This window comes from Streptomyces lichenis (assembly GCF_023218175.1).
GTDB lineage: Bacteria > Actinomycetota > Actinomycetes > Streptomycetales > Streptomycetaceae > Streptomyces > Streptomyces lichenis.
In genome coordinates, this window is record NZ_JALPTH010000026.1 from 48861 (window position 1) to 68102 (window position 19242).

The window sequence follows — 19242 nt, forward strand, 5'->3', positions numbered from 1 at the left end:
ACCGCCGCCTCCGGACGCCCTTTTCACCGTCCCGCCCTTCGGGTATAGGGGTCGAGTAGTACCGGCCGGTAGCACACCGGCCGGCCGACCGACTCACGGCGAGGTGAGCGCATGTCCGGCAACGGCAACCCGAAGGTCTCCGAGCGCGAAGCACGTCAGGTGGCGGAGGAGGCCCGCGAACAGGACTGGCGCAAGCCGAGCTTCGCCAAGGAGCTCTTCCTCGGCCGGTTCCGCCTCGACCTGATCCATCCGCACCCGCTGCCCGCCACCGAAGAGGCGCAGGCCGGCGAGGAGTTCCTGGCCAAGCTCCGCGACTTCTGCGAGACCAAGATCGACGGCGCGCTGATCGAGCGGGAGGCGCGGATCCCGGACGCCGTCATCGACGGGCTCAAGGAGCTCGGCGCGCTCGGGATGAAGATCGACAGGAAGTACGGCGGCCTGGGGCTCACCCAGGTGTACTACAACAAGGCGCTCGCCCTGGTCGGCTCGGTCTCCCCGGCGGTCAGCGCGCTGCTCTCCGCCCATCAGTCGATCGGCCTACCGCAGCCGCTGAAACTGGCCGGCACCCCCGAGCAGAAGGAGACCTACCTCCCGCGCCTGGCCCGTACCGACATCTCCGCCTTCCTGCTCACCGAGCCCGACGTCGGCTCCGACCCGGCCCGCCTCGCCACCACCGCCGCACCCGACGGGGACGAGTACGTCATCGACGGGGTGAAGCTGTGGACCACCAACGGAGTGGTCGCCGACCTGATGGTGGTGATGGCCCGGGTGCCGAAGTCCGAGGGCCACCCCGGCGGCATCACCGCCTTCATCGTGGAGGCCGGCTCCGAGGGCGTCACCGTGGAGAACCGCAACGCCTTCATGGGCCTGCGCGGCCTGGAGAACGGCGTCACCCGCTTCCACCGGGTGCGGGTGCCCGCCGCCAACCGGATCGGGCCGGAGGGCGCGGGCCTGAAGATCGCCCTCACCACCCTCAACACCGGCCGGCTCTCGCTGCCCGCGATGTGCGCGGGCGCCGGGAAGTGGTGCCTGAAGATCGCCCGCGAGTGGAGCGCGGTCCGCGAGCAGTGGGGCAAGCCGGTCGCCCGGCACGAGGCCGTCGGCGCCAAGATCTCCTTCATCGCCGCCACCACCTTCGCCCTGGAGGCCGTCCTCGACCTCTCCAGCCAGCTCGCCGACGAGGACCGCAACGACATCCGCATCGAGGCCGCCCTCGCCAAGCTCTACGGCTCCGAGATGGCCTGGCTGATGGCCGACGAACTGGTCCAGATCCGCGGCGGGCGCGGCTACGAGACCGCCGACTCGCTCGCCGCCCGCGGCGAACGCGCCGTCCCCGTCGAGCAGATCTTGCGCGACCTGCGCATCAACCGGATCTTCGAGGGCTCCACCGAGATCATGCACCTGCTGATCGCACGCGAGGCGGTCGACGCCCACCTCGCCGTCGCCGGGGACATCATCGACCCGGACAAGTCGCTGGGCGACAAGGCGAAGGCGGGCGCGCAGGCCGGGGTGTTCTACGCGAAGTGGCTGCCGAAGCTGGTCGCCGGGGCCGGGCAACTGCCCACCTCCTACGGGGACTTCCACCCGGCCGGCCACCCCGACCTGGCCGCCCAGCTGCGGTACGTGGAGCGCACCTCGCGCAAGCTGGCCCGCTCCACCTTCTACGCCATGTCCCGCTGGCAGGGCCGGATGGAGACCAAGCAGGGCTTCCTCGGTCGGATCGTCGACATCGGCGCCGAGCTCTTCGCGATGAGCGCCGCCTGCGTCCGCGCCGAGATGCTGCGCAGCCAGGGCGACCACGGCCGGGAGGCCTACCAGCTGGCGGACGCCTTCTGCCGGCAGGCCCGGATCCGGATCGAGGAGCTGTTCGGCCGGCTCTGGAACAACACCGACGACCTGGACGCCACCGTGGTCAAGGGCGTCCTCTCCGGTACGTACACCTGGCTGGAGGAGGGCATCCTCGACCCCAGCGGCGACGGCCCCTGGATCGCCGACGCCACCCCCGGCCCGGCCACCCGGGAGAACGTCCACCGCCCCATCCGCTGAAGCCCTCCCGCGCCGTGCGGGCCCGTGTGGCCCCACCCGGTCGGGCCCGCACGGGGAATGGGGCAAGAATGGGGGGCATGAGCGACAGCCCAGCCCCCCTCGCAGACCCGCATATCGCCTTCGATCCCGCCGAAGGCCGCCGGGACGTCGTGGTCCTCGGCTCCACCGGGTCCATCGGCACCCAGGCGATCGACCTGGTGCTGCGCAACCCCGACCGGTTCCGCGTCACCGCGCTGTCCGCCGCCGGCGGCCGGCCCGAGCTGCTCGTCGAGCAGGCGCACCGGCTGGGCGTGCGCACCGTCGCCGTGGCGCGCGAGGACGCGGTGCCCGCGCTGAAGGAGGCGCTGGACGCCCGCTACGGCTCCGCCGCCGGCCGCCCCGAGATCCTGGCCGGCCCGGACGCCGCCACCGAGCTGGCCGCCTCCCCGTGCCACACCGTGCTCAACGGAATCACCGGCTCCATCGGCCTGGCGCCGACCCTGGCCGCCCTGGAGGCCGGCCGCACCCTGGCCCTGGCCAACAAGGAGTCGCTGATCGTCGGCGGCCCGCTGGTCAAGGCGGTCGCCAAGCCCGGCCAGATCATCCCGGTCGACTCCGAGCACGCCGCGCTCTTCCAGGCGCTGGCCGCCGGCACCCGGGCCGATGTCCGCAAGCTGGTGGTCACCGCCTCCGGCGGGCCCTTCCGCGGCCGCACCAAGGCCGAGCTGGCGGCCGTCACCCGGGAGGACGCACTGGCCCACCCCACCTGGGCGATGGGCCCGGTGATCACCGTGAACAGCGCCACCCTGGTCAACAAGGGCCTGGAGGTGATCGAGGCCCATCTGCTCTACGACATCCCCTTCGACCGCATCGAGGTCGTCGTCCACCCGCAGTCCTACGTCCACTCCATGGTCGAGTTCACCGACGGCTCCACGCTCGCCCAGGCCACCCCGCCGGACATGCGCGGGCCCATCGCCATCGGCCTCGGCTGGCCCGAGCGGGTCCCGGACGCCGCCCCCGCCTTCGACTGGTCCACCGCCTCCACCTGGGAGTTCTTCCCGCTGGACACCGAGGCCTTCCCCTCCGTGGGGCTGGCCCGGCAGGTCGGGGAGCTGGGCGGGACCGCCCCGGCCGTCTTCAACGCCGCCAACGAGGAGTGCGTCGAGGCGTTCCTCGCCGGACGGCTGCCGTTCACCGGCATCATGGACACCGTCACCGCGGTCGTCGCCGAACACGGCACCCCGGCCGCGGGAACCCGGCTCACCGTCCCGGACGTCCTCAAGGCGGAGGAGTGGGCCCGCGCCCGGGCCCGCGAGCTGGCAGCGACACTCACCGGAGAGGCGGCGGAGGCCCGCGCATGACGATTCTTCTGACGGTCCTCGGCATCGCGCTCTTCGCGCTGGGCCTGCTGGTCTCCATCGCCTGGCACGAGCTGGGCCACCTCTCCACGGCCAAGCTCTTCGGCATCCGCGTCCCGCAGTACATGGTCGGCTTCGGCCCCACCCTCTGGTCGCGGAAGAGGGGCGAGACCGAGTACGGCATCAAGGCCATCCCCGCCGGCGGCTACATCCGCATGATCGGGATGTTCCCGCCCGGCCCGGACGGCCGGATCGAGGCCCGCTCCACCTCCCCCTGGCGGGGCATGATCGAGGACGCCCGCTCCGCCGCGTACGAGGAGCTGGAGCCCGGCGACGAGACCCGGCTGTTCTACACGCGCAAGCCGTGGAAGCGCGTCATCGTCATGTTCGCCGGGCCGTTCATGAACCTCATCCTCGCCGTCGCCCTGTTCATCGGCGTCTGCATGACCTTCGGCATGGAGAAGCAGACCACCGAGGTGGCCGGCGTCCAGCAGTGCGTCATCAAGCAGAGCGAGAAGCGCGAGGAGTGCCGGTCCGGCGACCCCGTCTCGCCCGCCCACGCGGCCGGGCTGAAGAAGGGCGACCGGATCACCGCCTTCAACGGCGAGCCGGTCGACGACTGGGCCACCCTCTCCGACCGCATCCGCGCCACCATCGGCCCCGCCACCCTCACCATCCAGCGCGACGGCCGCGAGCAGACCCTCAACCCCACCCTGATCCGCAACGACGTGGTGAAGAAGGACGCCGACGGCCGGGCCGTCGCCGACGCCTACGTCCCGGCCGGCTACCTCGGCTTCGCCGCCCAGAGCGTGATCGCACCGCTCACCCTCGGCGAGTCGGTGGACCGTATGGGCGACATGGTGGAGAACGGCGTGCACTCCGTGATCGCCCTGCCGTCCAAGATCCCCGACCTGTGGGACGCCGCCTTCGGCGACGGCGAGCGCAAGGCCGACTCGCCGGTGGGCGTGGTCGGCGCCGCCCGGATCAGCGGCGAGGTGATGAACCTGGACGTGCCCACCCAGAACATCGTGGCCTCGTTCCTGCTGATCCTGGCCACGTTCAACCTCTCCCTCTTCCTCTTCAACATGCTGCCGCTGCTCCCGCTGGACGGCGGCCATATCGCCGGCGCGCTGTGGGAGTCGCTGCGGCGCAACGTGGCCAAGGTCTTCCGGCGCCCCGACCCGGGCCCCTTCGACGTGGCCAAGCTGATGCCGGTCGCCTATGTGGTGGCGGGCGTGTTCATCTGCTTCACCCTGCTGGTGCTGGTCGCCGACCTGGTCAACCCGGTCAAGATCACCTGATGGCCGGGTGATCGCGGGCCCGGGCCCGGCCGCACGCAACCGCGCGCGGCCGGGCCCGCGTCCCTCCCCCCGTAGCGCACCCGTCCGTGGGCACCTCACCGCAGGGCACCCCGGGGTGTCCGGCCCGGACCCGCCGGGCCTGTAATCTCGAACCGGAGCCCGCCGATCTCGGGACCTCGATCCACACCTTGGGGTTGCACACCAGATGACCGCGATTTCTCTCGGAATCCCGTCCGTACCGACCAAGCTCGCCGACCGACGGGTCAGCCGCAAGATCCACGTCGGATCGGTCGCCGTCGGCGGGGACGCCCCGGTCTCGGTGCAGTCGATGACCACGACCCGCACCTCGGACATCGGCGCCACGCTCCAGCAGATCGCCGAGCTGACCGCCTCCGGCTGCCAGATCGTCCGGGTCGCCTGCCCCACCCAGGACGACGCCGACGCGCTGCCGGTCATCGCCCGCAAGTCGCAGATCCCGGTGATCGCCGACATCCACTTCCAGCCGAAGTACGTCTTCGCCGCCATCGACGCGGGCTGCGCGGCGGTCCGCGTCAACCCCGGCAACATCAAGCAGTTCGACGACAAGGTCCGCGAGATCGCCAAGGCCGCCGGTGAGGCGGGCACCCCGATCCGCATCGGCGTCAACGCGGGCTCGCTGGACCGGCGGCTGCTGGAGAAGTACGGCAAGGCCACCCCCGAGGCCCTGGTCGAGTCGGCCCTGTGGGAGGCGTCCCTCTTCGAGGAGCACGGCTTCCGCGACATCAAGATCTCGGTCAAGCACAACGACCCGGTCGTCATGGTCAACGCCTACCGGCAGCTCGCCGCCCAGTGCGACTACCCGCTGCACCTCGGCGTCACCGAGGCCGGCCCCGCCTTCCAGGGCACCATCAAGTCGGCCGTCGCCTTCGGCGCGCTGCTCTCCGAGGGCATCGGCGACACCATCCGGGTCTCGCTCTCCGCGCCCCCGGCCGAGGAGATCAAGGTCGGCATCCAGATCCTGGAGTCGCTCAACCTCCGCCAGCGCCGGCTGGAGATCGTCTCCTGCCCCTCCTGCGGCCGCGCCCAGGTGGACGTCTACAAGCTCGCCGAGGAGGTCACCGCCGGCCTGGAGGGCATGGAGGTCCCGCTCCGCGTCGCCGTCATGGGCTGCGTCGTCAACGGCCCCGGCGAGGCCCGCGAGGCCGACCTCGGCGTCGCCTCCGGCAACGGCAAGGGCCAGATCTTCGTCAAGGGCGAGGTCATCAAGACCGTCCCCGAGTCCAAGATCGTGGAGACCCTGATCGACGAGGCGATGAAGATCGCCGAGCAGATGGAGAAGGACGGCATCGCCTCCGGCGAACCCACCGTCTCCGTCGCCGGCTGACCCCTCGCGCCCGCACTCCCTTGCCTCCCGAAGGACCCCGCCCCGGCGGGGTCCTTCGCCATGCCCGGCCGCCATGCCTGGTCGCTGTCCCCGGCAGCCCCTGCCCGGCCGCCGGCCTACCGCCATGCCGGGCCCATGGCCCGCCCCCTCGCCGGCCGCCCTGTCCGCCCGCCGCGCCCGGCCGCGCGCCGCGCTCGGCGGATGGCGCTTGGCTGGTGCCGTCCCCGGGCCCCCGTGCCGGGTGCGGTACGCGGGCACCGTCCCCGGCTGCCCTCCCAGCCGCTGTACCCGCCGGCGGCTGGGTAGGGCAGCTACCGGCCCCGCGCCGCCTACCCGGCCCCGCACCCACGCGGCCCGGGGCCGCCCCCGGCCGGGTGGCCCGGCCCTGTACCCCCGCCACCGGCCCCGCGCCGTTCCCGACCGGGCGGTCCCGCGCCCTGGTCGACCTCCGTCCCCGAGCGGCGGGCCGCACACCGGCGGGGCGCCTGCCCGGTCCGGCGTCTACGCGGCCCGGGGTGGCCCTCGGCCGGGTGGCCCGGCCCAGTACCCCCGCCACCGGTCGTTCCTGGCCGGGCGGCCCTGCGCCCTGGTCGGCCTTCGTCCCCGAGCGGCGGGCCGCACACCGGCGGGGCGCCTACCCGGTCCCGCGCCTACGCGGCCCGGGGCCGCCCCCGGTCGGGTGGCCCGGCCCGGTACCCCCGCCACCGGCCCGGCTCACCGGCCGCGCGCCGTTCCTGGCCCACCCGCCCCGCGCCCTGATCGACTTCCGTCCCCGAGCGGCGGGCCGCACACCGGCGGGGCGCCTGCCCGGTCCCGCGCCCACGCGGACCGGGGGCCGCCCCCGGTCGGGTGGCCCGGCCCCGTACCTCCGCCACCGAAAGAGGGCCGCCTGCCCGGTCCCGCGCCTACGCGGTCCGGGGCCGCCCCCGGTCGGGTGGCCCGGCCCCGTACCCCCGCCACCGGCCCGGCTCACCGGCCCCGCGCCCTGATCGGCCTCCGTCCCCGAGCGGCGGGGTGCACACCGGCGGGGCGTCTGCCCCGTCCGGCGCCCACCCGGCCCCGTACCGTTCCCCGCGCCGCTTCCCGGTCCCGTACCCGTCCCGCGCATCGGCTTCGCGCCACCCCGGGCCACCCCGGGCGCACCTGGGCGGCTGCGGCCTGACATGGCACCGGCAGGGCCGGGTACAGTGCCAGGACCCGTACGGAACGCATGTGAGGCCCCTCGTGCTGACGCAGACCACCACCCGGGTCCTCGGCCCCGGCGACCTCGGCGCAGCCCTCGCCGTGCTGGACAGCGACCCGGTCGCCAACGCCTTCGTCGCCTCGCGCGTCCAGGTCGCCGGGCTGGATCCGTGGCGGCTCGGCGGGGAGATGTGGGGCTGGTACGCGGGCGGGGAGCTGCGCTCGCTCTGCTACGCGGGCGCCAACCTGGTGCCAGTCTGTGCCGAGCCCGAGGCGGTGCGGGCCTTCGCCGAGCGGGCGCGGCGGTCCGGGCGCAGGTGCTCGTCGATCGTGGGGCCCGCCGAACCCACCGCCGAGCTGTGGCGGCTGCTCGAACCGAGCTGGGGCCCCGCCCGGGACGTCCGCCCGCACCAGCCGCTGATGGCCACCGACCGGCTCTCCCGGGACGTCCAGCCCGACCCGTACGTCCGCCGGGTCCGCAAGGACGAGATGGACGTGATCATGCCGGCCTGCGTGGCCATGTTCACCGAGGAGGTCGGCGTCTCCCCGCTGGCCGGCGACGGCGGACTGCTCTACCAGGCCCGGGTCGCCGAACTCGTCGGCTCCGGAAGGGCGTTCGCCCGGTTCGCGGACGGCAAGGTGGTCTTCAAGGCGGAGATCGGCGCCGCCACCCCGCAGGCCTGCCAGATCCAGGGCGTCTGGGTGGCGCCCGAGTACCGGGGCCGCGGGCTCTCCGAGACCGGGATGGCCGCCGTACTGCGCTACGCGCTCGCCGACACCGCGCCGGTCGTCTCCCTCTACGTCAACGACTACAACCTGCCCGCCCGGGCCTCCTACCGCCGCGTCGGCTTCCGGGAGACCGGGGCCTTCATGAGTGTCCTGTTCTGAGGCAGTGGGCTGTTCTGGGCCGGTCCGGTGCGAAGTAGGGTGCGGCCATGGATGACGTCGTGGTGGAACCGGTCGACCTCACACCCCGCGTGGACGACGCCCTCGCCGTTCAGGCGCTCGCCTTCGGGCTGACCGAGGACGAGGTCGCCGTACGCCGCCACATCGTCCAGCGCCATCTGCTCAACCCCGGCGCCCGCGCGTACGGGGCCCTCACCCCCACCGGCCGGCTGGTCGGCTTCGTCTACGGGATGCCCAACGACCGCGCCCACTGGTGGTCCACCGTGGTCGAGCCGTATCTGCGCGCGGGCGGCGCCGACGGCTGGCTGGACGATGTCTTCGTGATCACGGAGTTGCACGTACTGCCCGGGTTCCAGGGGCGGGGGCTGGGGCGGGGGCTGATCACCGCCATCACGGACACCGCCGGGCAGCCGCGGTCCATCCTCTCCGCCATCGACATCGAGAGCCCGGCCCGGCGTCTCTACCGCTCGCTGGGCTACGCCGATCTCGCCCGCCGGGTGCAGTTCCCCAGCGCCGGACGGCCGTACGCGGTGATGGGGGCGGAGCTGCCGCTGCTGCGCACGTCCGAGACGGCGGCCCCTAACTGATTTCCGCCAGCGGGCGGGCCGGGGCTAACCTCCTGGCTATCACCATTTCCACCGCAGGAGAGTTCCCCATGGCCCAGGTCCAGCGCATGTCCCGGTTGATGGTCAAGACACTGCGCGACGACCCGGCGGACGCCGAGACCCTCAGCCACAAGCTGCTGGTCCGCGCCGGATACGTCCGCCGCAACGCCGCGGGCATCTGGTCCTGGCTGCCGCTCGGCATGAAGGTCCTGGAGAACGTCAGCCGCGTGGTCCGCGAGGAGATGGACGCGATCGGCGCCCAGGAGGTGCTGCTGCCCGCGCTGCTGCCCAAGGAGCCCTACGAGGCCACCGGCCGCTGGGACGAGTACGGCCCCGAGCTGTTCCGCCTCAAGGACCGCAAGGGCGCCGAGTACCTGCTCGGCCCCACCCACGAGGAGATCTTCACCCTGCTGGTCAAGGACCAGTGCACGTCTTACAAGGACCTGCCGGTGATCCTCTACCAGATCCAGACCAAGTACCGCGACGAGGCCCGCCCCCGCTCCGGCATCCTGCGCGGCCGCGAATTCCAGATGAAGGACTCGTACTCCTTCGACACCACCGACGAGGGCCTGGCCGAGTCCTACGCGCTGCACCGCCAGGCGTACATCCGGATCTTCGACCGGCTCGGCCTGCGGCACAAGATCGTCTCCGCGGTCTCCGGCGCCATGGGCGGCTCCGCCTCCGAGGAGTTCCTGGCCCCCGCGGCGGCCGGCGAGGACACCTTCGCCTACTGCCCCTCCTGCGACTACGCGGCCAACACCGAGGCCGTGACCTTCCCCGGCGGCGAGCCCGCCGACGCCTCCGCGCACGGGCCGGTCGAGGTGCTGGACACCCCCGACACCCCCACCATCGAGACGCTGGCCGCCTTCCTGGACGTGCCCGCCTCCGCCACTCTGAAGAACCTGCTGGTCAAGGTGGACGGCGAGATCGTCGCCGTCGGCGTGCCCGGCGACCGCGAGGTGGACCTCGGCAAGCTGGAGGACCACCTGGCCCCGGCCGCCGTCGAGCTGGTCACCGCCGAGGACTTCACCGGCCGCCCCGACCTGGTCCGCGGCTACGTCGGGCCGCAGGGCCTGGAGAAGGTCCGCTATCTGGCCGACCCCCGGATCGCCGCCGGCACCGCCTGGGTCACCGGCGCCAACCAGGAGGGCAGGCACGCGAGGAACGTGGTCGCCGGCCGCGACTTCGAGGTGGACGAGTACCTGGACGTGGTGGTGGTCGAGGAGGGCGACCCCTGCCCCAAGTGCTCCACCGGGCTGAAGCTGGACCGCGCCATCGAGATCGGCCACATCTTCCAGCTCGGCCGCAAGTACGCGGACGCCATGCAGCTGGACGTGCTCGGCCAGAACGGCAAGCCGGTCCGGGTCACCATGGGCTCCTACGGCGTCGGCGTCTCCCGCGCGGTCGCCGCCCTGGCCGAGCAGACCGCCGACGAGCAGGGCCTGTGCTGGCCCGCCGAGATCGCCCCCGCCGACGTGCATGTGGTCGCGGCCGGCAAGACGGCCCAGACCGAGCTGGCGCTGTCCGTCGCCGAGCAGCTGGGCGAGGCCGGGCTGCGGGTGCTGGTGGACGACCGCGCGGGCGTCTCCCCGGGCGTGAAGTTCACCGACGCGGAGCTGATCGGCGTACCGAAGATCCTGGTCGCCGGCCGCCGCACCGCCGAGGGCGTGGTCGAGCTCAAGGACCGCCGCACCGGTGAGCGCGAGGAGCTGCCGGTCGCCGAGGCGGTCGCCCGGCTGGCGAGTGCCCGCGGCTGATCGCCCGACTCCGTACGCCGCGAGGCCCCTCCCATGGTTCGGGAGGGGCCTCGCGGCCGTGCGGTGCTCAGATGCAGCCGGCCGTACCGGCGTCGTCCGACCGGGCCGCCCGGTGCGGGGGCGACGGCTCGTGCAGCAGCGGCTCATGGGCCAGCGGAGGGTCGTCCGGATGCGGGTCGTGCACCCGCAGCGCGGGCCGCTCCGTGGTGAACGGCCGCTCCGGCGCCGCCTCCAGCTCCACGGGCCGCCCCGGCTCCACCGGCGGCTCCGGCTCCATGGCGGGTTCCGGCCGCGGCTCCGGCTCCGGCGGTGGCGCGGCCTGCTCCGGCGCGGCCTGGTCCGGCGCGGTCTGCGGCTGGTTCTGGGAGGCCCGCTCCAGGAAGCGCAGCAGCTCCACCGGGAACGGCAGCACCAGCGTGGAGTTCTTCTCCGCGGCCACCGCCACGATGGTCTGCAGCAGCCGCAACTGGAGAGCGGCGGGCGTCTCCGACATGCCCCGGGCCGCCTCGGACAGCTTCTTGGAGGCCTGGAGCTCGGCGTCCGCGTTGATCACCCGGGCCCGCCGCTCCCGGTCGGCCTCGGCCTGCCGGGCCATCGAGCGCTTCATGGTCTCCGGCAGCGAGACGTCCTTGATCTCCACCCGGTCGATGGTGACGCCCCAGTCCACCGCCGGGTTGTCGATCATCAGCTCCAGCCCCTGGTTGAGCTTCTCCCGGTTGGAGAGCAGGTCGTCCAGGTCGCTCTTGCCGATGATCGAGCGCAGTGAGGTCTGGGCGATCTGGGAGACCGCGAACCGGTAGTCCTCCACCCGCATGATCGCGGCCGCCGCGTCGACCACCCGGAAGTAGATCACCGCGTCCACCCGGACCGTGACGTTGTCCCGGGTGATGCCGTCCTGGGAGGGCACCGGCATGGTGACGATCTGCATGTTCACCTTCTGCAGCCGGTCCACGAACGGCACCACCATGGTGAAGCCGGGACCCCGCACCCCCTTGCGCAGCCGCCCGAAGCGCAGGACCACGCCCTTCTCGTACTGCTTGATCACCCTGGCGGCGGACGCCACGTACACCACGGCGGCCGTGCCGGTCGCCGCTGCCGCCACGAGCAGTTCCTCGACCATGACATCCCTCCCGTCCAGCGGAGGTATCGGTGTGTTATGCCCAATATCGCACCCGGACGGGCGTAACGGACCGGTTTACCCGAACGGGATCGGGGACGGGGTCGCGCAGTCACCTGCGGAAAAGGCGGCTCAGAGCCAGCCGGCGAACTCCAGCAGCAGCTCGCCGTCCTGCCGGCGGCCCGCCGCCAGCGCCCGGACGCCCGACTCCACGGCCCGGAACAGCGTCCAGCCGCGCAGCCGCTCCCGGTCCACGTCCAGCGAGTCGGCCAGCCGGTTCACCCGGCGCCGCCCCGAGGACGGCCCGGTGTCCGCCGCCACCAGGTCCTCCACCCGGTCCCGGACCAGCCGGGCCAGGTCGTACGCCCGCTCGCCGACCACCGGGTCCGGGCCGACCGCCAGCCAGGGGGCGCGGTCGGCGGCCAGCACCTTGCCCTGCCGGAAGCAGCCGTGCAGCAGCAGTTCCTCGGGGGCGTCCGCGACCAGCGCGTCCCGCGCCTCCAGTGCCGCCGCCACCAGCTCCGCGGTCTCCGCGTCCTTGGCCGCCCGCATCGCCTCCGCCTGGCGCCCGGTGCGCGCCGCGACCGACTCGAAGGCGTGCCCCGCCGGGGGCTCCACCCAGAGCCGGCGCACCGTCCCGGCCGCCTCCAGCAGCGCCTTGGCCTCCGGCAGCGAGCGCAGCGACATCTCCGGGTGCAGCCGCTCCAGCAGCAGCCCCGGGCCGCCGCCGTCCAGCAGCCGCACCGCGCCCCAGCCGTCCCAGTGCGCCAGCGCCGCCCGCTCCAGCTCGGGCGCGGCGAACGGCGGCGCCACCTTCAGCGCGGCCGGGGCACCCCCGGCGTCCCGCACCAGCACCACCAGGCTGCTGCGCCCGCCCGGGACCGCCACCCGCTCGGCGTCCACCCGCCGGGCGTCCACCGCCTCACCGGCCAGCTCGGGCAGGCGGGCCAGCCAGTCGCCGGCCGGGGCGTCCCCGTAGGTCTCGCCGAGTGCCCGGACCAGTCGTCGCGGCGGTTCATAGGCCATGCGTGCGTTGTTCCCTCTCGTCAGCCGGGCTCACGGTTCCGCGTCCGTACGGGCTCCTCTCCCGGTCGGAACCAGCCGGTCGGCGCGGCCCCGCCGGGTCACGCCCGCTCGGCGAGCCCAGGAAAGGCTACGCCGCCGCCCCGCCAGCGCACCGCCCGGACCGCCGCCTCCCGCAGCGCACCGGCCGCCTCCCGGCGCAGCGGGCCTTCGGCGGCCCGTACGAGGTCGGAGTAGACGCCCGCGACCCGGTCCTCCAGCCGGGCGGCGAGCCGGACGGCCGCGGCGGCGTCCGGCACGGCGAACGGCAGCGCGTAGGCGGCGGCCGAGGCGGCGGGCTCCCCGCCCAGATCCCGTACGGTGCGCGCCAGCGCGTCCCGGCGGGCCCGGTGGGCGGCGTGCGCGGCGGTCGCCTCGCCCCGCCGGTCCTGGCCGACCCGGCCGCCGACCACCCCGTACCCGTAGACCGCCGCGTGCTCGGCGGCGAGCGCGGCCTGTGCGGCGTCCAGGGCGGCGGTGGTCATCGGCGAATCCTTTCGGCGGAGGCAGGGCGGCGACGCGGTCTCATGAGGCGGTGCCGGGCTTCGCCGCGGTCAGCAGACAGGCGTGGGCGGCACTGGCGGCGGCGACCGAGGCGAGCAGCCGGGCGTACTCGGGGGCGGCGGCGCCCAGCGCCCGGGCGTGGGTGTCGGCGGTGGTGGTGGCGAGCGCGGCCAGGTCCTTGAGGGCGGCCGCGGGGTCGGCGGGGACCGGGGCGCCGGGTGAGCCGGAGGGGCCGGCCTGAGTGGCGGGGGCCCTCGAACCCGAAACCGATGGCGAGGAAGAGGGGGAGGCGGGGGGCCGGGTGCCCTCCGGGCCGAGCGCGGCGGTGTGCGCCGCCGCCTCCGCGCGTAGCGGAGCCAGCCGGTCCGCCAGCCCGGGGTGGGCCGCGGCCACCGCGTCGTACCGGCTCAGCAGGGCGGTGGAGACGGCGGCCGACCGGCGGCGCAGGGTGTCCTCGGCCCGCTCCTCGGCGGACGGCCCGGTGTCCTCGCCGGAGCCGGCCGTGCACCCGGCCAGCGGCGCGGCGGCGCCCAGCGCCCCGGCCGCGATGAGCACCCGTCTGCGTGTCGTCCCTCTGCGCCCCACGCGTCTCTCCCGCCTCTCGCGCGCCGGCCGCTCGGCCCGGCTGTGGTGCCCGGTGGTGAAGATCACCGCAGGCGAGCGTACCCGCGGCCCCGTCCGGGGTGGACGGCAACACCCCCCGCGACCAGATACCCTTCTCATCGACACGCGAGGAACCCACAACAGCACACGCGGCCGAGGAGTCACCCGGATGAGCACCACCCAGAGCGAGCGGCTGCGCGGGCTGCTGGAGCCGCTCGTCAACGCCAAGGATCTTGATCTGGAAGAGATCGAGGTGTCCCGGGCCGGCCGCCGCCGGATGCTGAGAGTGGTCGTGGACTCCGACCACGGGGTGGAACTCGACGCCTGCGCCGAACTGAGCCGGGCGATCTCCGAGAAGCTGGACGAGACCGACGCCATGGGCGAGGGCGAGTACGTCCTGGAAGTGACCTCGCCGGGCGCCGACCGCCCGCTCACCGAGCACCGCCACTACGTCCGCGCCACCGGCCGGCTGGTCAAGTTCCAGCTGCGCGAGGGCGGCGAGCTGACCGCCCGGATCATGGGCGTGGACGACGAGGGCGTGGACGCCGAGGTGCCGGGTGTGAAGGGGCGCAAGCCCACCGCCTGCCGCCTCGCCTTCGCCGACGTCGCCAAGGCGCGGGTGGAGATCGAGTTCAACCGCAAGGACGACAAGGCCGCCGACGCCCCCGAGGGGCGCCCGGCCGGCGACGACGAGACGGACGAGACGAAGGAAGAGGAGGCGTAGCCGTGGACATCGACGTGAAGCTCCTGAGGGGCTTGGCACAGGAGAAGGAGATCGCGTTCGACCTGCTGGTCGAGGCGATCGAGTCGGCCCTCCTCATCGCGTACCACCGCACCGAGGGCGCCCGCCGCCACGCCCGGGTCGTGCTGGACCGGAACACCGGCCATGTCACGGTCTGGGCCAAGGAGGAGGCCGCCGACCTGGGGGAGGGGCAGGAGCCGAAGGACTTCGACGACACCCCCTCCGACTTCGGCCGGATCGCGGCGTCCACCGCCCGCCAGGTCATCCAGCAGCGGCTGCGGGACGCGGAGAACGACATCACCTTCGGCGAGTACGCCCGCCGTGAGGGCGATGTGGTGGCCGGCCAGGTCCAGCAGGGCAAGGACCCGAAGAACGTCCTGGTCAGGCTGGACGACAAACTGGAGGCCATCCTGCCGGTGCAGGAGCAGGTGCCGGGCGAGGAGTACGGCCACGGCGTGCGGCTGCGCACCTATGTGGTGCGGGTCGCCAAGGGCGTGCGCGGCCCCTCGGTCACCCTCTCGCGCACCCACCCCAACCTGGTGAAGAAGCTGTTCGCGCTGGAGGTCCCGGAGATCGCCGACGGTTCGGTGGAGATCGCGGCCATCGCCCGCGAGGCCGGCCACCGCACCAAGATCGCGGTCCGCTCCACCCGCTCCGGGCTGAACGCCAAGGGCGCCTGCATCGGCCCGATGGGCGGCCGGGTCCGCAATGTGATGGCCGAGCTGCACGGCGAGAAGATCGACATCGTGGACTGGTCGGACGACCCGGCCGAGATGGTGGCCAACGCCCTCTCCCCGGCCCGGGTCACCAAGGTGGAGGTCGTCGACCTCGGCGCCCGCTCCGCCCGGGTGATCGTGCCGGACTACCAGCTGTCGCTGGCGATCGGCAAGGAGGGCCAGAACGCCCGGCTCGCCGCCCGCCTCACCGGCTGGCGCATCGACATCCGCCCGGACACCGAGCAGCCGTCCGAGCAGTCGTCGGAGCGGCCCCCGTCCGGGCGGCCCGCCTCCGGGCGCGGCTGACCACGGCCCGTCCCGGGGAATGGATCTCGCCGTGATCACGTTGTGCCACGGCGAGATCACGACAACAACCGTTCGATCCTTGCCCCGAAGGGGTGAGGTCGGTGCGGGGAGGTAGACTTATCCGTGTCTGGCCGGACGCTAGCCCGCGCACGCCCGGAGCGCACCTGTATCGGGTGCCGGGAGCGAGCGGCCAAGAGCGATCTGCTGCGCATCGTGTTGATCGAGGGCGGTTGCGCCCCTGATCCGCGCGGTACGCTGCCCGGCCGGGGTGCCTATGTGCATCCCGTTCCGGTCTGCCTCGACCTCGCCGTCCGCAGGCGCGCGTTCCCCCGGGCCTTCCGGGCCCAGGGACCGCTCGACACCGCGGAACTGCGTGAGTTCGTCGAGGCTCGGTAAGGAAAGAAGAAGTACGGCACGGGACCTCCCGTGCGGTCAGGTACCTCGCGAGATGGAAGTAGGTCGAGATTGCGATGAGCACTCGATGAGTACGCGATGAGTACGCCCATGAAGTAGCGACGGTCCGGCGGTAATCCGGACCTCAAAGGAGCGAAGTGGCTAAGGTCCGGGTATACGAACTCGCCAAGGAGTTCGGTGTGGAGAGCAAGGTCGTCATGGCCAAGCTCCAGGAACTCGGTGAATTCGTCCGTTCGGCGTCCTCGACGATCGAGGCGCCGGTGGTACGCAAACTGACTGACGCGCTGCAGGGGCCCGGCGGCAACGCCGGCAAGTCCGCAGCCAAGCCCGGCGCGCCCCGCAAGGCCGCGCCTGCCAAGCCTTCGGCCCCGGCGCCCTCCCCGGCGCAGGGTGCCCGTCCGGCCGCCCCCAAGCCCGGCGCCCCCGCGCCGAAGCCGGCGGCCGCTGAGAAGCCCGCCCCCGCGGCCCCGAGCCGTCCGGGCGGTTCCGCCGCGCCGGCCGCCCCCGGCGGCCAGCGGCCCACCCCGGGCCCGAAGCCCGCGCCCCGGCCCGCGCCGGCGTCGCCGGCCCCGGCCAACCCGGAGTTCACCGCGCCGCCGTCGGCCCCGTCGGCTCCGGCCGCCGGTCCCCGGTCCGGTGCCACCCCCGGCCCGCGTCCCGCGGCCCGCCCGCAGGGCGGCCAGGGCGGCGGCCAGGGCGGTCAGCGCCCCGGTGGCGCGCGTCCGGGCCAGCAGGCCCCCCGTCCCGGCGCCCCGCGTCCCGCGGGCCCGCGTCCGGGCAACAACCCCTTCACCTCCGGTGGCTCCACCGGCATGGGCCGCCCGCAGGCGCCCCGGCCCGGTGGCGCGCAGCGTCCCGGCCCCGGTGGTCCCGGCGGCGCCGGTGCCCCCGGCGGTCCGCGTCCGCAGGGCGCCGGCCAGGGCGGTCCCCGTCCCCAGGCGGGCCCCGGCGGTCCGCGTCCCACCCCCGGCTCGATGCCGCGTCCGCAGGCCCCCCGCCCCGGTGGCGGCCCCGCGGGCAACCGCCCGAACCCGGGCATGATGCCGCAGCGTCCGGCTGCCGGCCCCCGTCCCGGCCCTGGCGGCCGTGGTCCGGGTGGCGGCGGCGGTCGTCCCGGCGGTCCCGGCGGCGGCGGTGGCCGTCCCGGCTTCGCCGGCCGTCCGGCCGGTCCCGGCGGTGGTGGCGGCGGCTTCGCCGGCCGTCCCGGTGGCGGTGGCGGCGGCGGTCGTCCCGGTGGTCCCGGTGGCGGTGGCGGCGGCTTCGGCGGCCGTCCCGGCTTCGGCGGCCGTCCCGGCGGCCCCGGTGGCCGCGGTGGCACGCAGGGTGCCTTCGGCCGTCCCGGCGGGCCCGCCCGCCGCGGTCGCAAGTCGAAGCGGCAGAGGCGCCAGGAGTACGAGGCCATGCAGGCCCCGTCGGTCGGCGGCGTGATGCTGCCGCGCGGCAACGGCGAGACCGTCCGTCTGTCGCGTGGTGCCTCCCTCACCGACTTCGCCGAGAAGATCAACGCCAACCCGGCGTCGCTCGTCGCGGTGATGATGAACCTCGGCGAGATGGTCACGGCCACGCAGTCCGTCTCCGACGAGACGCTGCACCTGCTCGGCGGCGAGATGAACTACACCGTTCAGATCGTCAGCCCCGAGGAGGAGGACCGCGAGCTGCTGGAGTCCTTCGACCTGGAGTGGGGCGAGGACGAGGGCGGCGAGGAGTACCTGGAGCCGCGTCCGCCGGTGGTGACCGTCATGGGTCACGTCGACCACGGCAAGACGCGACTGCTGGACGCGATCCGCAAGACCAACGTGGTCGCGGGCGAGGCCGGCGGTATCACCCAGCACATCGGTGCCTACCAGGTCGCGACCGAGGTCAACGAGCAGGAACGCCGCATCACCTTCATCGACACCCCGGGTCACGAGGCGTTCACCGCCATGCGTGCCCGTGGTGCGAAGTCCACCGACATCGCGATCCTCGTGGTCGCGGCGAACGACGGTGTGATGCCGCAGACGGTCGAGGCGCTGAACCACGCCAAGGCGGCCGACGTGCCGATCGTGGTCGCGGTCAACAAGATCGACGTCGAGGGCGCGGACCCGACCAAGGTGCGCGGTCAGCTGACCGAGTACGGCCTGGTGGCCGAGGAGTACGGCGGCGACACCATGTTCGTCGACATCTCCGCCAAGCAGGGTCTCAACATCGACAGCCTGCTGGAGGCCGTGGTCCTCACCGCCGACGCGGCGCTGGACCTGCGGGCCAACCCGGAGCAGGACGCGCAGGGCATCGCGATCGAGTCCCACCTGGACAAGGGCCGCGGCGCCGTCGCCACGATCCTGGTCCAGCGCGGCACCCTGCGGGTCGGCGACACCATCGTCGCCGGCGACGCCTACGGACGTGTCCGGGCGATGCTCGACGACAAGGGCAACAACGTCGCGGAGGCCACTCCGTCGACCCCCGTCCTGGTCCTGGGCCTCACCAACGTCCCGGGCGCCGGCGACAACTTCCTCGTCGTCGACGAGGACCGCACGGCCCGCCAGATCGCCGAGAAGCGCGCGGCGCGCGAGCGCAACGCCGCCTTCGCCAAGCGCACCCGCCGGGTGTCCCTCGAGGACCTCGACAAGGTGCTCAAGGCCGGCCAGATCCAGGAGCTCAACCTCATCATCAAGGGTGACGCTTCCGGTTCGGTCGAGGCGCTGGAGTCCTCGCTGCTCCAGCTCGACGTCGGCGAAGAGGTCGACATCCGGGTCCTGCACCGCGGCGTCGGTGCGGTCACGGAGTCCGACATCGACCTGGCGATGGGCTCCGACGCCATCGTCATCGGCTTCAACGTCCGCGCGGCCGGCCGTGCCGCGCAGATGGCGGAGCGCGAGGGCGTCGACGTCCGGTACTACTCGGTGATCTACCAGGCCATCGAGGAGATCGAGGCGGCCCTCAAGGGCATGCTCAAGCCGGAGTACGAAGAGGTCGAGCTCGGTACGGCGGAGATCCGCGAGGTCTTCCGCTCGTCCAAGCTGGGCAACATCGCGGGTGTCCTCATCCGCTCCGGCGAGGTGCGCCGCAACACCAAGGCGCGCCTGCTCCGCGACGGCAAGGTCATCGCGGAGAGCCTCAACATCGAGGGTCTGCGCCGCTTCAAGGACGATGTCACCGAGATCCGCGAAGGCTACGAGGGCGGTATCAACCTCGGAAACTTCAACGACATCAAGGTCGACGACGTCATCGCGACGTACGAGATGCGCGAGAAGCCGCGCGTCTGACGCGTGAGCCGGACCGGGGCCGGTCGGCGGAGGAATATC

General features: G+C 73.6%; 15 protein-coding genes. 11 read left to right on the forward strand and 4 right to left on the reverse strand.

Translation table 11 applies throughout. The features are described from left to right. Positions 1–111: 111 nt before the first annotated feature. From M1O15_RS23865 to M1O15_RS23895, 7 genes are all read left to right on the forward strand, one after another. Positions 112–2046: an acyl-CoA dehydrogenase family protein gene (locus tag M1O15_RS23865; RefSeq protein ID WP_248636193.1), complete on the forward strand. Its 1935-nt coding sequence runs from the start codon at positions 112–114 to the stop codon at positions 2044–2046. Positions 2047–2123: 77 nt separating this feature from the next. Next, positions 2124–3386: a 1-deoxy-D-xylulose-5-phosphate reductoisomerase gene (gene dxr, locus M1O15_RS23870; RefSeq protein WP_248636194.1), complete on the forward strand. Its 1263-nt coding sequence runs from the start codon at positions 2124–2126 to the stop codon at positions 3384–3386. Beyond that, a complete protein-coding gene (locus M1O15_RS23875; protein ID WP_248636195.1) occupies positions 3383–4684 on the forward strand; it encodes a M50 family metallopeptidase in 1302 nt (433 codons plus the stop codon). Before dxr ends, M1O15_RS23875 begins: the two co-directional genes overlap by 4 nt. Before the next feature lie 205 nt (positions 4685–4889). Beyond that, positions 4890–6047 carry a flavodoxin-dependent (E)-4-hydroxy-3-methylbut-2-enyl-diphosphate synthase gene (gene ispG / locus M1O15_RS23880; protein ID WP_248636196.1) on the forward strand — a complete coding sequence of 386 codons (1158 nt, stop codon included), beginning with the start codon at positions 4890–4892 and terminating at the stop codon, positions 6045–6047. 1227 nt (positions 6048–7274) lie between these two features. Beyond that, positions 7275–8117 carry a GNAT family N-acetyltransferase gene (locus tag M1O15_RS23885; protein WP_248636239.1) on the forward strand — a complete coding sequence of 281 codons (843 nt, stop codon included), beginning with the start codon at positions 7275–7277 and terminating at the stop codon, positions 8115–8117. 47 nt (positions 8118–8164) lie between these two features. After that, a complete protein-coding gene (locus tag M1O15_RS23890; protein ID WP_248636197.1) occupies positions 8165–8722 on the forward strand; it encodes a GNAT family N-acetyltransferase in 558 nt (185 codons plus the stop codon). Between the two features lie 68 nt (positions 8723–8790). Continuing rightward, on the forward strand, positions 8791–10497 hold the full coding sequence (locus M1O15_RS23895; RefSeq protein ID WP_248636198.1) for a proline--tRNA ligase: 1707 nt from the start codon (positions 8791–8793) through the stop codon (positions 10495–10497). Between the two features lie 67 nt (positions 10498–10564). On the opposite strand, the gene M1O15_RS23900 is transcribed toward M1O15_RS23895, so the two are convergent. The 4 genes from M1O15_RS23900 to M1O15_RS23915 form a co-directional block, all read right to left on the reverse strand. Beyond that, positions 10565–11617 (reverse strand): slipin family protein, encoded by a 1053-nt coding sequence (locus M1O15_RS23900; protein WP_248636199.1) that lies wholly within the window; start codon positions 11615–11617, stop codon positions 10565–10567. Positions 11618–11746: 129 nt separating this feature from the next. Then, positions 11747–12640: an aminoglycoside phosphotransferase family protein gene (locus tag M1O15_RS23905; RefSeq protein WP_248636200.1), complete on the reverse strand. Its 894-nt coding sequence runs from the start codon at positions 12638–12640 to the stop codon at positions 11747–11749. A gap of 98 nt (positions 12641–12738) precedes the next feature. Further along, positions 12739–13161, reverse strand: a complete 423-nt coding sequence (locus M1O15_RS23910; protein ID WP_248636201.1) for a DUF4439 domain-containing protein — start codon at positions 13159–13161, stop codon at positions 12739–12741. 40 nt (positions 13162–13201) lie between these two features. Next, positions 13202–13765, reverse strand: coding sequence for a hypothetical protein (locus M1O15_RS23915; RefSeq protein ID WP_248636202.1), 564 nt, complete (start codon positions 13763–13765; stop codon positions 13202–13204). A 187-nt stretch (positions 13766–13952) separates the two neighbouring features. Between M1O15_RS23915 and rimP the strand changes: the two genes are divergently transcribed. The 4 genes from rimP (at position 13953) to infB (ending at position 19203) form a co-directional block, all read left to right on the forward strand. Then, complete coding sequence (gene rimP, locus M1O15_RS23920; RefSeq protein ID WP_248636203.1) at positions 13953–14507, forward strand: ribosome maturation factor RimP; 555 nt, start codon at positions 13953–13955, stop codon at positions 14505–14507. Positions 14508–14509: 2 nt separating this feature from the next. Continuing rightward, complete coding sequence (gene nusA / locus M1O15_RS23925) at positions 14510–15547, forward strand: transcription termination factor NusA (protein WP_248636204.1); 1038 nt, start codon at positions 14510–14512, stop codon at positions 15545–15547. A 123-nt stretch (positions 15548–15670) separates the two neighbouring features. Next, positions 15671–15943: a YlxR family protein gene (locus tag M1O15_RS23930; RefSeq protein WP_248636205.1), complete on the forward strand. Its 273-nt coding sequence runs from the start codon at positions 15671–15673 to the stop codon at positions 15941–15943. A 155-nt stretch (positions 15944–16098) separates the two neighbouring features. Then, complete coding sequence (infB, locus tag M1O15_RS23935; RefSeq protein ID WP_248636206.1) at positions 16099–19203, forward strand: translation initiation factor IF-2; 3105 nt, start codon at positions 16099–16101, stop codon at positions 19201–19203. Positions 19204–19242 lie beyond the last annotated feature (39 nt).

Coding starts and splice junctions, on each gene's coding strand:
- M1O15_RS23865 (WP_248636193.1), top strand. CDS start 112: ATGTCCGGCAACGGCAACCCGAAGGTCTCCGAGCGCGAAGCACGTCAG.
- dxr (WP_248636194.1), top strand. CDS start 2,124: ATGAGCGACAGCCCAGCCCCCCTCGCAGACCCGCATATCGCCTTCGAT.
- M1O15_RS23875 (WP_248636195.1), top strand. CDS start 3,383: ATGACGATTCTTCTGACGGTCCTCGGCATCGCGCTCTTCGCGCTGGGC.
- ispG (WP_248636196.1), top strand. CDS start 4,890: ATGACCGCGATTTCTCTCGGAATCCCGTCCGTACCGACCAAGCTCGCC.
- M1O15_RS23890 (WP_248636197.1), top strand. CDS start 8,165: ATGGATGACGTCGTGGTGGAACCGGTCGACCTCACACCCCGCGTGGAC.
- M1O15_RS23895 (WP_248636198.1), top strand. CDS start 8,791: ATGGCCCAGGTCCAGCGCATGTCCCGGTTGATGGTCAAGACACTGCGC.
- M1O15_RS23900 (WP_248636199.1), bottom strand. CDS start 11,617: ATGGTCGAGGAACTGCTCGTGGCGGCAGCGGCGACCGGCACGGCCGCC.
- M1O15_RS23905 (WP_248636200.1), bottom strand. CDS start 12,640: ATGGCCTATGAACCGCCGCGACGACTGGTCCGGGCACTCGGCGAGACC.
- M1O15_RS23910 (WP_248636201.1), bottom strand. CDS start 13,161: ATGACCACCGCCGCCCTGGACGCCGCACAGGCCGCGCTCGCCGCCGAG.
- rimP (WP_248636203.1), top strand. CDS start 13,953: ATGAGCACCACCCAGAGCGAGCGGCTGCGCGGGCTGCTGGAGCCGCTC.